We start from the raw sequence: 13,422 nt of genomic DNA, 5'->3' as shown, positions 1-13,422 counted from the left end.
TTAGGGTGATGAATAAGCAATACTATTGGTAGAAACGTTCGTTCCAGCGCAATTCGTTCTTGAACTGGTGAAGTCTTGTTTCATTGTTGATGAGCACATACTCTATGCCCGCGATCTCGGCAAAGTCTTCCATCTGTGCTGCGCCGATATTCTGTGAGTAACAGGTATGGTGCGCGCCGCCGGCGAGTATCCAGGCGGCACAGCCGGTCTGCATATCGGGGTAAGGCTTCCATAGCACCCTTGCCACCGGCAGTTTGGGAACGCTGTTGATCGGCGCCACGGCCATCACATCGTTCACCAGCAAACGGAAGCGGTTACCCATATCCACGATCGATGCATTGATGGCCGGACCCGAGCCTGAGTTGAATACCAGGCGCACCGGGTCTGCCTTGCCGCCGATACCCAGCGGATGCACTTCGCAGCCGGGTTTGGCATCGGCGATTGAAGGACATATCTCCAGCATATGCGAGCCCAGCACCAGTTTGTTGTTGGGGTCAAAATGATAGGTATAGTCTTCCATAAAACTGTTGCCGCCTTCCAGACCCGTGGCCATTACTTTCATGGCGCGCACCAGCGCGGCCGTTTTCCAGTCGCCCTCGCCGGCAAAGCCATAACCCTTTGCCATCAGGCGCTGCGCTGCGATACCCGGCAACTGTTCCATCCCGTGCAGGTCTTCGAACGTGGTGGTAAAGCCCTTGAACCCGCCGCTCCGGAGAAATGTCTCCAGTCCCAGTTCAATACGGGCCGCTTCGCGCAGCGAATGATGCTGGCTGCCTCCGGGCAGAAGGCTTTCCGAAAGCTGGTACGATGCCGCGTATTCCTCCACCAGTTGTTTGAGGTCCGCTTCGCTCACCGATCTGATCACCTCCACCAGATCGCCGATACCGTAGGTGTTGACAGAATAACCGAACCTGATTTCCGCCTCCACTTTATCGCCCTCGGTAACGGCAACATAACGCATGTTATCGCCAAACCGAGCAAATTTGGCGCCCTGCCAGTCATGCCATCCGGCCGCGGCGCGCATCCAGCCCACGATTTTGTCAACACTCTCCCCATCACTCCAGTGTCCCACCACCACTTTTCGGTTCAGCCGCATGCGCGTCATGATAAAACCGAACTCGCGATCGCCATGCGCACTCTGGTTCAGGTTCATAAAATCCATGTCGATGGTGTTCCAGGGAATATCGCGGTTGAACTGCGTATGAAAATGCAACACAGGTTTCTGCAGTATTTTCAAACCGCCTATCCACATCTTGGCAGGCGAAAAAGTATGCATCCAGGTGATGATGCCGATACACTGCGGTGTCTGATTGGCTTCCTGGCAGGTGGCGAATATTTCTTCGGATGATTTTACCGTTGGTTTGTACACCACTTTCACCGGAACCGTTGGCCATTGATCAAGGGAATTGGCAATAACGGCCGAATTGGCTGCTACCTGCCTGAGCGTTTCTTCTCCATACAAATGCTGGCTGCCGGTAACAAACCACACTTCCAGTTGTTTCAGATTGGTCATAGTAAAACGATTTATGTTCTGTTTATTGTCCGTAATAAGAGTCCGGACCATGTTTTCTTTCGTAATGTTTTTGTATCAGTGCGTCTTTCAGCAGGGGTGCGGCGGGATTGATCTGCAGGGTGAGGTAAGCCATGCGGGCCACTTCTTCCAGCACGGCTGCGTTGTAAACCGCTTTGTGGGCATTTTTTCCCCAGGTAAACGGCGCATGATTGCCTACCAGTATCATTTCCACTTCTGCGGGTGACAGTTTTTTTTCGGTAAAACAATTGAGTATCTGGAAACCTGTTTCCGTTTCATAATCGCCGCGGATCATTTCATCGCTCATGGGCGGCGCGCAGGGTATGGATACCGTGGTATGATCGGCATGCGTTGTTCCGAAGATGGGGATATCGCGCTGTGCCTGCGCCCAGGCCGTGGCATAGGTGGAATGCGTATGCACGATGCTGCCGATGCCGTCCCAGTGTTTATACAGCACCGCATGTGTTTTTGTGTCGGAAGAAGGCCGCAGGTCTCCTTCAACGGTATGACCGTCAAAATCCACGATCACCATTTTTTCGGGCGATAACTCCTCGTATACCACACCGCTGGGTTTGATGGCGAACAGTTTCTGTTCCCTGTCTGCAACGCTTACATTGCCAAAGGTGAAAAGCACCAGTCCCAGTTTCGGCAACTGCATATTGGCATCGTAGGCCTGCTGCCTGATTGCTTCGTACTTGCTCATGGTCTATTGTTTTTTTGTATGCTGCTCGGTAAAAGCGCCCGCCTCCCGGTATCGGCGGTAGCGCGCATTATAATGTGCCACCGTATTGGTCTGCGGAAAATAAGTGGTGTCAAAACCCTGTCCCATATGTTGCATCGCGTCTTCCACCTTGCCGTATACACCCGCGGCGGTGGCGGCAAACATGGCGGCGCCAAGCGCACAGGTCTGTTCGCTTTTGTGAACACGGATGGGCATGTTCATCACATTGCTCATCACCTGCATGATATAGGGCGATTTTTTTGCCACACCACCCAGACCGATCAGTCCTTTTACTTCCACGCCTTCTTCGCGGAAGCGCTCCACGATGCTTCTTGCGCCGAAACAGGTGGCTTCCACCAGCGATTTGAATATCCTCGCAGCATCCGTTGCCAGGTCAAGCCCGTGCAGACTGCTTTTTAAATACTGATTGGCATCCGGCGTGCGTCGTCCGTTGAACCAGTCCAGCGCCAGTTCATCGTTTTCCGCCAGCGGTAATGCGGCAGCCTGTCTGGACAGATGCGGCACCAACTGTTCATCGAGGTACTGTATCGTTTTTTCGCTGTCTTCCATTCCCGATTGCTGCAGCAGTTCGCGCATGGGTTTGATGAGCATATTACGGAACCAGGCATAGGTATCGCCAAAAGCGGATTGTCCCGCTTCCAGTCCCAGCAAACCCGGTATCACCGAGCCATCCACCTGTCCGCAGATACCTTTTACGGTATTGCCTTCCAGGTCTTTTTTCGGTGCCACCAGTATATCGCAGGTAGAAGTACCCATCACTTTGCTGAGGTGGTAGGGTTCTATCTGTCCGCCCACCGCACCCATATGCGCATCAAAAGCGCCTACGGCCACCACCACGGTCTCGGGTAAGCCCAGCCGCTGCGCCCATTCTTTTGACAGGGTGCCGGCGGGCTGGTCCGAAGTATAGGTATGTTTACCAAGGGTGTTCACATAACCGTTGAGCAGGGGATCGAGACCGGTAAAAAATTCGTTGGGAGGGTAGCCGTCAAAGACTTCAGACCATAATCCTTTATGACCTGCCGCGCATACGCCGCGTTTCAACTCGGAAATATGTTTGCCGCCGGTCAGTAAAAAAGGGATCCAGTCGCAATGCTCCACCCAGGAATGGCAGGCTTTGCGAACGGCTTCATCGGCACGGAGTATGTGCAGCAGTTTTGCCCAGAACCATTCGGACGAATAGATACCTCCTACGTACTGCAGGTAATTGGTGTCAAACCTGCCGGCATGCTGGTTGATCTCTGCGGCCTCGCCCACGCTGGTATGGTCTTTCCATAACACGAACATGGCATTGGGGTTTTTTGCAAAAGCCGGACTCAATGCCAGTGGCTGCCCGCTTTCGTCTACGGCAACAGGCGAGGAGCCGGTGGTGTCCACACCAATGGCACATACCTGTGCGGCAATTCCGGCGCCCGCTTTTTGCAGACAGGCCTGTATGGTTTGTTCAAGACCTTCGATATAATCCTGCGGATGCTGGCGGAACCGGCTTTCGGAGGGATCGCAGTACAATCCCTGTTTCCAGCGTGGATAATAATAAACGGCGGAGGCGATCTCTTCTCCCGTGGCGGTATCTGCGATGATGGATCTTACAGAGTCTGTTCCGTAATCCACCCCGATGGCATACTGTTGCTTTCTCATCTGACAGCAAATGTTTTTGGTCGGTTAATTCGTGTCAAAGTAACACTTAAAATTTATAATCAAAAAAAACAGGAGAAAAATCCTGTTATTTCAGGTTGCCGGGATTGGGAATCAGGTTCAGGAACGCATGAAAATTGGCCGCATACCGTCTTTTGTCCAGTTTGTAATAATAAGCGCCTCTTTTGGAGCTCAGTCTTTCCTTGTCTTTTTGCCTGATCAGTAATTTGGTAGACTGCAGCTTCCGGCTGAAATTTCTTTTATCAAAGCTGCAGTCGAAGATGCCTTCGTACAGGCTCTGCAGCTGCGGCAGGGTGAACTTCTCGGGCAGCAGCTCAAACAGGATGGGGTGGAAGGCCGCTTTGTACCGCAGTTTTTCCTTGGCCATATCCACCATCTCCTGGTGGTCGAAAATCAGCCGCGGGGTATCGTTGATCGGGAACCATTCGGCATGGTAGTCGGCATTCAGCTGTTTCTCGTACTGGTGAATATCGATCAGCGCAAAATAGGCAACGGATACCGTACGCTCATAGGGATCGCGTTTTACATCGCCGAAGGCAAAAAGCTGTTCCATGTATACGCCTTCCAGTCCGGTCAGTTCTTTAAGGATACGGGCCGAGCCTTTTTCAAAATCCTCGTCCTTCTGCACAAATCCCCCCATCAGGCTCCATTTGCCTTTTTCGTACTCCAGTCCGCGCTGCACCAGCAGCAGCTTCAGGTCGTGTCCGTCAAATCCGAGGATGATACAGTCTATGGCGACCAGTATCCTGGTCTGCTTGTGGTATCTGAGCATGGTGGTCGGTTTTCCTGTTACGGTATTTATAAAAATAGACATTCCCGCGTAATAAAATAATAAGTGTTTTTTCTACAATTAATATTTTGGCTATTTTGGTTACCCATTTACCTGCCGGAAAGGCTGCCATATTGCCCCTTCAACCGCCAGGACACCAAACAAACCCGATGAAACATATGAAAAAGTTTTTTGCCATTCCGTTCGCAGCAGGCGCATTCCTGCTGTCTAACTGCAGTAATCCGCCTGCTGCCGGCACAACACCCGCGGCAGACACGGCCTCTGTGAAAAAAGCCTATCAGCAAACGATCGGCGGCAAGCCCGTATCGCTTTACTTCCTGACCAATGCATCAGGTGCGCAGGTGGCCATCACCAATTACGGCGGAAGGGTGGTATCGCTGGTGGTACCCGATAAAAACGGCAAGCCGACAGATGTCGTGCTGGGTTACGACAGCCTGTCTCATTACCTCAGCAAACCCGAAGCCTATTTCGGCGCGCTGATCGGCCGCTACGGCAACAGGATCGCCGATGCCAGGTTTGCACTCGACGGAACCACGTACCGGCTTGCCGCCAATAACGGCAAAAATTCGCTGCACGGCGGTCCCAAAGGTTTTCATAACCAGGTTTGGGAGGCGGTTCAGGCAGGTCCCGGCACGCTGTCTTTACAGTATGTATCAAAAGACGGCGAAGAAGGATACCCCGGAACGCTTACCGTAAAAGTGAGCTACACGCTTACGGACAACAACGAACTCAAGATCGATTACCAGGCCGAAACAGATAAGAAAACGGTGGTGAACCTTACCAACCATGCGTATTTCAACCTCAACGGCCAGGGCGATTCAACGATCACGGATCACCTGCTGAATATCATGGCATCAAAATATTCGGCGGTAGACAGTACGCTGATACCGACCGGCGCCCCCGTGGATGTGGCGGCAACGCCTTTTGATTTCCGGAAAGCAAAACCCATCGGCCAGGATATCGGTGCAGACAATGTGCAGATCAAAAACGGTTTGGGATACGACCATAATTTCGTGCTCGACAGGGTGGATGCCGTTTCTTCCGTACAGGCCGCGCATGTGCAGTCGGTGAAAACGGGTATCAGTATGGAAGTGTTCACCACCGAGCCGGCGATCCAGTTCTACAGCGGCAATTTCCTCGATGGAACACTGGTGGGTAAACAGCAGAAAAAATACGGGCACAGGTCCGCATTCTGTCTCGAAACACAGCATTTTCCCGATTCGCCAAACCAGCCCGCCTTTCCGTCTACCGTACTGGAGCCTGGTAAACAATACCGCAGCACCACCACCTACCGGTTTGGCGTGGTGAAATCATAAAATAGAAGTAGAAAAGGTTAATATCCGGCAATTGCGCTATAAAAAATTATTCAAAATTTGACCCGTATGAATCGATACAAAACCCGAGGAACGATCATCGCCGTGCTGGCAGGTGCTGCGGCATTTGCGCAGAACAGGGATTATCCTATACAGCCTGTTACCTTTAATCATGTGCATGTGCACGACCGTTTCTGGGCACCGCGTATCGATGTGAACGCAGACATTACGATCCCCTATGTACTGCAGAAATGCCGCGAAACGGGGAGGATCGATAATTTTCTGAAAGCCGCCGGTAAACAACCGCCTGGGAAACAGACGGAATATCCGTTCGATGATTCCGATGTTTTCAAAGTGATCGAGGGTGCTTCCTATGCGCTGCAGGTAAAACCCAATCCGCAACTCGAAAGATCGCTGGATACACTGATCGCCATCATTGCCGATGCGCAGGAGCCGGATGGGTATCTTTATACCTTCCGTACCATGAAGCCCGCAAAGCTGCACGACTGGATAGGCGCCAAGCGCTGGGAAAAAGATCCGGACCTCAGCCATGAGTTGTATAACATGGGTCACCTGTACGAAGCGGCCACCGCGCATTACCTGTCAACCGGTAAGAAAACCCTGCTGGATATCGCCACCCGCAATGCCGATCTGTTAATAAAGGATTTTCTCTATGGTAAAGCGCCTTATTTTCCGGGTCACCAGGTGATCGAGACCGGTTTGTCCAAGATGTACCGGGTAACGGGAAAAAAAGAATACCTCGATCTGGCAAAATATTTTCTCGATATACGCGGTAACGGACAGGTGAAAGGAAGCCAGTACAGCCAATCGCACAAGCCGGTTACCGACCAGCACGAGGCGGTGGGCCATGCCGTTCGCGCTGCCTATATGTATACGGGCATGGCGGATGTGGCTGCCCTGACCGGCGATGCCTCTTATATCAGGGCCATAGACGATATATGGTCGGATGTGGTCACCAAAAAACTATACCTCACCGGCGGCATCGGCGCCACCGGCGCGGGAGAAGCTTTCGGTGCCGCATACGAGCTGCCGAATATGTCGGCCTATGCAGAAACATGCGCTTCCATTGCCAATGTATTCTGGAACAGCCGCATGTTTATGCTGCATGGCGATGCGCAGTACATTGATGTGCTGGAAAAAGTATTGTATAACGGGGCATTGTCGGGTATTGCATTGAACGGAACCAGGTTCTTTTATCCCAACCCGCTTGCCTCTATGGGGCAGCACCAGCGAAGTGCCTGGTTTGGTTGCGCCTGCTGTATTTCCAATGTAACCCGTTTTATGCCTTCGGTGCCGGGGTATGTTTATGCGCAGGATCAAAACAATCTCTATGTAAACCTGTATATGTCTAACGATGCGGTGGTAAACCTGCCCGCTTCAAAAGTGAAGATCAGACAGGAAACCCAGTATCCCTGGCAGGGAGCTGTGAAGCTGGTGGTGGAGCCCGAAAAAAAATCCGAGTTCACCCTGCGCGTACGCATACCGGGATGGGCAAGACAGCAGGCGGTGCCCGGTGATCTTTACCGATTTGCAGATACCCGCAGCAACGACATCCGGATCAGCATTAACGGCAAGCCCGTTGCCTATTCGCTGGAGAAAGGATACGCGGTTTTCAAAAGGAATTGGAACAGGGGAGATGTGGTCGAATTCAACTTACCCATGGAATTGGAAAAAGTCATCGCCAATGAAAAAGTAAAAGACGACAAAGGCCGTTATGCCCTGCAGCGCGGCCCCATCGTATACTGCCTGGAAGGAGCAGACAATGCAGATAATTCGGTACAGAATATCGTGGTTCCGCAGCAGGCTGTTTTAAAGGAAAATTTTGAGGACGGTCTGCTCAATGGCGTGATGGTATTGAACGGACAGGGCAATGCCACCAGCCGCCAGCTGAATTCTGATGCACTGCTGAAAAAGGAAGTGCCGGTAAAAGCGATCCCCTATTATTCATGGAACAACCGCGGCGCCGGCGAAATGCTGGTATGGATACCCTATGAAGAATCGGGTGCAAGACCCAAACCCGCGCCGACCCTTGCCTCCCGCAGTAAAGTGAGTGCATCGATCAGCAATGCGCGTATGCTGAATGCCCTGAACGATCAGTACGATCCGTCGGGATCGGAGGATAAATCGGCGCTTTACCTGCATTGGTGGCCGAAGAAGGATACGAACGAATGGATACAATACGATTTCGATAAGGAAGAAACCGTATCCGAGTCGCGCGTATACTGGTACGATGACGCGCCGTTCGGCGGATGCCGTATCCCGGCTTCCTATCGCCTGCTGTACAAAAAAGGTGAGGAATGGGTGCCGGTGGAACCGGTATCGACCGATGAGATGTCAAAAGACAAATACAATAAAGCCACTTTCAAACCGGTAGTCACCAGGGCCATCCGTATGGAAATACGCTTGCCCAAGGACCATGCCACCGGTGTGCACGAGTGGATACTCAAGTAAAACACCATGAAACGCATTATCTGTTCTGCCGCGGCAGCCGTTATCGGATCTGTTTGTTTTGTTCCTGCCCATGCGCAGCAGAAAGCGTTGATGACCGTTCAGACCGGTAAAGTAAAGAATACGGTATCGCCCACGCTGCACGGTATTTTCTTCGAAGAGATCAGCCATGGCGGAGAGGGCGGTCTGTACGCGGAAATGATCCAGAACAGGGGTTTTGAAGAAAGCCGCATCCCGCCGGGATCGGTTGTGGAGAACGGGATGCTGAATGCCAACCCCGGTAAAAAACCGCATTACAACCTCAACGGCAAACCCAGCGACTGGCGTATGCCCTGGCCCGTTAAAACGGACATGCCTTACTGGCACCTGCAGACAGGCGAGGGCGGTGCGATGGAGGCCGTTCTCGACAAAGCGCATCCTCTGACCGGCGCAACACCGCAGTCGGCATTGGTGCGTATCACAAAACAATCCGCCGGTGGCAAAGACTATTTTGTCAACGAAGGTTTCTGGGGAATCAATGCGCAGAAAGGAGAAAGCTATTCACTGAGTTTCTATGTCCGCAATGGTGGTTCGTACAAAGGGCCGTTGACCGTTGTGCTCTTATCGGCCAGCGGCAAAGAGATCGCCTCGCATACCTTCCCCGCTATCAACAATGCGGAATGGAAAGCATACAGCTGCCGGCTCGTACCCGCCGAAACGGATGGAAAAGCCAGCTTCGCTTTCCGTTTTGGATCGGTTGGTGAGATCGGTTTTGATTTTGTATCGCTGTTTCCCGCAAAAACTTTCCGTAACAGACCAAACGGCCTGCGCGCAGACCTGGCGCAACTGCTGGCAGACCTGAAACCCGCATTTGTGCGCTGGCCCGGGGGCTGTTTTGTAGAAGGCGTGAATGTGGAGAGTGCACCCAATTGGAAAAACACGATCGGTCCGCTTGAAAAACGACCGGGCACCTTCAGCGTATGGGGTTACTGGTCCAGCGACGGATTCGGTTACCATGAATACCTGCAGTTTTGCGAAGACATCGGTGCAGCTGCCCTGTACGTATTCAATGCCGGTGTTTCCTGCGAATTCCGCAGCGGCACTTTTATCAGCGATGACGCGCTGCAACCCGTGATCGATGATGTACTCGATGCCATCGAATATGCCGTAGGTCCTGTCACTTCCAAATGGGGAAAGCTGCGGGCGCAGAACGGGCATCCCAAACCTTTTCCCCTGAAATACCTGGAGGTGGGCAATGAACAGCATGGTCCCTGGTATGCGCGCCGCTATAACCGTTTCCACGATGCCATCAGGGCAAAGTACCCGGATATCAGGATCGTATCGAGCATGGGCATCGGTGATATCAACCGCCGCACGCTCGACAGCATCCGGGTTACCGATGTGGCGGACGAGCATGCGTACAAAGCGGCCTACTGGTCGTTCGCCAACTACGATCATTTTGACCGTTACAAACGCGGCGATTACGATGTGTATGTGGGAGAGTACGCCACCAATGCAGGCGTAGGCAACGGCAATATGCAGGCGGCGTTGAACGATGCGGCCTATATACTCGGCATGGAAAACAACGGAGACCTGGTTAAGATGTCGAGCTATGCACCCCTGTTCGAAAACGTGAACACCCGCCACTGGCCGGTGAACCTGATCAAATACAAGTCAGACAGCAGTTTTGCACGGATATCTTACTACGCCATCCGGATGATGAACGATCACCGTGCCGATGAGAACTATCCCGTTACACTGAACCTGGCGCCGCCCGAGGTTGCCAAACCCAGACACAAAGGCAGTATCGGGCTCGCCACCTGGGATACGCAGACGGAATACAGGAACATAGAAGTGATACAGGAAGGAAAAACCGCGTACAAAAGCGATTTTGCCGCCAGACCCGATGAATGGGAACGGGTGCGCGGTGTATGGGAGGAAAAAAATGGCGCCATCGCACAGACAGCGCAGGGCCCGCAACGGCTGATGATCCTGAAAGACCATTCCTTCGATAGCTATACGCTGACACTCGAAGCAAGAAAGACCGGGGGCACCAATGCGTTCATCATTCCGTTTGCAGTGAATGGGCAGAAATCCATGCTGCGCGCACATATCGGTTCTTATGTGAACCTCAATACCGTATTTGAAATTGTACAGGATGGGTCGGTGGCCAATATATCCCAGTCGAAAAGACTGTCCAGACCCATCGAAACCGGTGTATGGTATAAGATACGCCTGGAAGTGGGTACTGATAAAGTGGACTGTTACCTCAACGACACCCTACTGCTTTCTTACCGGGAACCGCAGAAACTGATCGGTATTGCGGGCCGCGACAAAGACAATGGCGATATCATCATCAAGGTGGTGAACGGGTATGATGAGGATTACACCACAGGCATCGACCTACAGGGTGCGGTAAAAACGGCCGGCCAGGCCACGGTATACACTTTGACATCGGGTGATACCGATGGCGAGAACTCTTTTGCAAAACCACAGCAGTACATTCCCGTGAAAACCGGGTTGGATGGAGTACGCAGCAACCAGCTGCAATACACTTTTCCCAGGTATTCCATCACGGTGCTGAGGATACCCACCAGATAAACCAAACAGCCTTATGAAAAGACATTTTCTAACAGCCTCACTCGCCTGTTTTACACTGGCGGTGCAGGCACAGAAACAGCCGTTGCCGAGATTCTTACCCTCGCGCGAAGAGATGCTGAAACGTTATAACCGTGCAGAGGACCGCGACAGTCTTGCACGCCGCACCGCCTTCCGGTTAAGCGTTACGCCTAACTGGGTGGGCCCGCATGCCTTCTGGTACCGCAATGCATTACCCGACAGCCAGTCGGAATACCTGTTCGTTGATCCCGTAACCACACAGAAAAAACCCTTGTTCGACGCCGAAAAAATGGCGGCTGCACTGGCTTCGGTCTCTGCACAGAAGATCGATGCCGGAAGATTACCGATACGCAGCGCCTACGTATATCCGGATGCGCGGAAGATAGCCGTTGCCATTCCCGCCGGAACCTATGATGTGGATCTTGGCAGCTACCAGCTTACCAGGATCGACTCCTTGCCATCCGATAAAACGGTCTATCCCGAGCTCACGCGTCAGCCGGGCCGCTGGCAGCGCAACCGCGGCGAGCGTGTATCGCCGGATAAGAAATGGAACCTGCTGCTGAAAGACAACAATATTTTTCTCGAACCCGCAGGCGGCGGCGATGCCGTGCCATACACTTCAGATGGCAGCGCTGCCTCGGCCTGGGGAGAGGCCACCTGGTCGCCCGATGGCGCTTACCTGGTGGCGTACAGGATCAAACGCGTGGCAGACAAACCGGTTTACCATATCCTTACCTCGCAACCCGGTACCACGCGGGGCGAGCTGAAACAGCAATCGTATAAACAGCCGGGCGACGATTTCTCCGCCTACGAGATGTACCTGATCCATGTGGCGGATAAAAAACTGGTAAAAGTCAATACGGATATCATTGATTTTTTTGACGCGCCGCGCCTGCGCTGGAACGACGGCGATAACGGGCATTTCCTGTATGAGAAAGTGGATCGCGGTCACCAGCGTTTCCGCATCATAGAAGTAAATGCCGCCGATGGCAATACACGCAACATCGTTGACGAGCAGACCCCGACCTTTATTTACGAGCAGCGTATCTTTACGCAATATCTTCCGGCAACAGCCGAGATCGTATGGGTAACGGAAAAAGACGGCTGGCGGCATATTTACCTGGTGGATGCCAGAACGGGTTCGGTGAAGAACCAGGTAACCCGGGGCGAATGGGTGGTGCGCGGCATCGACAGTGTTGACAGGGTAAAAAGAGAGATATGGTTCCAGGCCAGCGGTAGGAACAAGGCAGAGGATCCCTATTTCGTGCACTATTACCGCATCGGTTTCGATGGAAAAAATTTAGTAACGCTTACCAGGCCGGGATTCAACCACCGCATAAGTTATTCGCCTGACAAGGAATATTTTGTGGATACCTATTCCACGGTAGACCAGCCACCGGTTACGGTGCTGGGCCGCGTTCTGGATGGCAAACAGCTGATGGAGATAGAACACGCCGATGTATCCCGGCACAAAGCGGCGGGATTTCGTTTGCCCGAGCCGTTTGTTGCCAAGGGCCGTGATGGCGTTACCGATATATGGGGCGTGATCTGCAGACCCTCCGACTTCGATCCCTCCAAACGGTACCCGGTCATCGAGAATATCTATGCAGGTCCGCAGGATGCATTTGTCCCCAAGTCCTATATGCCCGCAGGCGAAATGCAGAGCATGGCCGAACTGGGCTTCATCGTGGTGCAGATCGATGGCATGGGCACGGCCAACCGCTCCAAGGCTTTTCATGATGTTTGCTGGAAGAACCTCGCCGATGCCGGTTTCCCCGACAGGATCGCCTGGATGAGAGCGCTTGCTGCCAAATATCCCCAGGCCGATACCACGCGCGTGGGTCTGTACGGCACTTCTGCCGGCGGACAGAATTCGCTGGGCGGTTTGCTGTTTCATCCCGAATGGTACAAAGCCGCCGTGTCTGCCTGCGGCTGCCACGATAACCGCGTGGATAAGCAGTGGTGGAACGAACAATGGATGGGTTACCCGATCGGCAAACATTACGAGGAGCAGTCGAATATCACCAATGCGGCCAAACTGAAAGGCCGGTTGTTACTGATCGTAGGCGAAGCCGATACCAATGTGCCGCCCGAATCTACCTACCGCGTGGCCGATGCACTGATCAAAGCCAAAAAATCTTTCGAATTCCTTTCGGTGCCGGGTATGGGGCACAGCGATGGCGGTCCTTATGGCCGGGCTAAGAAAAGGGATTTCTTTGTAAAGAGTTTATTAGGCGTTGATCCGCCAGACAGGAACAACGACGAACTGCAGGAGCGCAGAGGAAAATAAAACAACAGGTCCCGCCATGCGGGACCTGTTGTTTTA

The 13,422-nt window shown here is 52.8% G+C and carries 8 protein-coding genes; 4 read left to right on the top strand and 4 right to left on the bottom strand.

Translation table 11 applies throughout. The annotated features are described in order from the left end of the window. Positions 1 to 22 precede the first annotated feature (22 nt). The 4 genes from araA to GWC94_RS09050 all read right to left on the bottom strand — a co-directional run bounded on the left by araA (position 23) and on the right by GWC94_RS09050 (position 4,698). Positions 23 to 1,513 carry an L-arabinose isomerase gene (gene araA / locus GWC94_RS09065; protein ID WP_161834717.1) on the bottom strand — a complete coding sequence of 497 codons (1,491 nt, stop codon included), beginning with the start codon at positions 1,511 to 1,513 and terminating at the stop codon, positions 23 to 25. 22 nt (positions 1,514 to 1,535) lie between these two features. Continuing rightward, entirely contained in the window at positions 1,536 to 2,234 is a 699-nt protein-coding gene (locus GWC94_RS09060) for an L-ribulose-5-phosphate 4-epimerase (protein ID WP_161834716.1), read from the bottom strand. Positions 2,235 to 2,237: 3 nt separating this feature from the next. Then, positions 2,238 to 3,908 (bottom strand): ribulokinase, encoded by a 1,671-nt coding sequence (locus GWC94_RS09055; protein WP_161834715.1) that lies wholly within the window; start codon positions 3,906 to 3,908, stop codon positions 2,238 to 2,240. 85 nt (positions 3,909 to 3,993) lie between these two features. Then, entirely contained in the window at positions 3,994 to 4,698 is a 705-nt protein-coding gene (locus GWC94_RS09050) for an NUDIX hydrolase (protein WP_161834714.1), read from the bottom strand. Positions 4,699 to 4,874: 176 nt separating this feature from the next. Between GWC94_RS09050 and GWC94_RS09045 the strand changes: the two genes are divergently transcribed. From GWC94_RS09045 to GWC94_RS09030, 4 genes are all read left to right on the top strand, one after another. Further along, positions 4,875 to 6,032, top strand: coding sequence for an aldose epimerase family protein (locus GWC94_RS09045; protein ID WP_235918496.1), 1,158 nt, complete (start codon positions 4,875 to 4,877; stop codon positions 6,030 to 6,032). Between the two features lie 66 nt (positions 6,033 to 6,098). Next, complete coding sequence (locus tag GWC94_RS09040; RefSeq protein WP_161834712.1) at positions 6,099 to 8,501, top strand: glycoside hydrolase family 127 protein; 2,403 nt, start codon at positions 6,099 to 6,101, stop codon at positions 8,499 to 8,501. 6 nt (positions 8,502 to 8,507) lie between these two features. Continuing rightward, on the top strand, positions 8,508 to 11,078 hold the full coding sequence (locus GWC94_RS09035) for an alpha-L-arabinofuranosidase C-terminal domain-containing protein (RefSeq protein ID WP_161834711.1): 2,571 nt from the start codon (positions 8,508 to 8,510) through the stop codon (positions 11,076 to 11,078). A gap of 13 nt (positions 11,079 to 11,091) precedes the next feature. Next, positions 11,092 to 13,386, top strand: coding sequence for a S9 family peptidase (locus tag GWC94_RS09030; protein ID WP_161834710.1), 2,295 nt, complete (start codon positions 11,092 to 11,094; stop codon positions 13,384 to 13,386). Positions 13,387 to 13,422: the final 36 nt, after the last annotated feature.

The organism is Sediminibacterium soli, assembly GCF_009939225.1.
Taxonomy (GTDB): domain Bacteria; phylum Bacteroidota; class Bacteroidia; order Chitinophagales; family Chitinophagaceae; genus Sediminibacterium; species Sediminibacterium soli.
Note: the sequence above shows the minus strand (reverse complement) of the source record. Positions and strands in the feature narration are given on the sequence as shown.

What these genes read in the sequence shown, in the direction of transcription:
- araA (WP_161834717.1), bottom strand. Translation starts at nt 1,513, where the DNA reads ATGACCAATCTGAAACAACTGGAAGTGTGGTTTGTTACCGGCAGCCAG.
- GWC94_RS09060 (WP_161834716.1), bottom strand. Translation starts at nt 2,234, where the DNA reads ATGAGCAAGTACGAAGCAATCAGGCAGCAGGCCTACGATGCCAATATG.
- GWC94_RS09055 (WP_161834715.1), bottom strand. Translation starts at nt 3,908, where the DNA reads ATGAGAAAGCAACAGTATGCCATCGGGGTGGATTACGGAACAGACTCT.
- GWC94_RS09050 (WP_161834714.1), bottom strand. Translation starts at nt 4,698, where the DNA reads ATGCTCAGATACCACAAGCAGACCAGGATACTGGTCGCCATAGACTGT.
- GWC94_RS09045 (WP_235918496.1), top strand. Translation starts at nt 4,875, where the DNA reads ATGAAAAAGTTTTTTGCCATTCCGTTCGCAGCAGGCGCATTCCTGCTG.
- GWC94_RS09040 (WP_161834712.1), top strand. Translation starts at nt 6,099, where the DNA reads ATGAATCGATACAAAACCCGAGGAACGATCATCGCCGTGCTGGCAGGT.
- GWC94_RS09035 (WP_161834711.1), top strand. Translation starts at nt 8,508, where the DNA reads ATGAAACGCATTATCTGTTCTGCCGCGGCAGCCGTTATCGGATCTGTT.
- GWC94_RS09030 (WP_161834710.1), top strand. Translation starts at nt 11,092, where the DNA reads ATGAAAAGACATTTTCTAACAGCCTCACTCGCCTGTTTTACACTGGCG.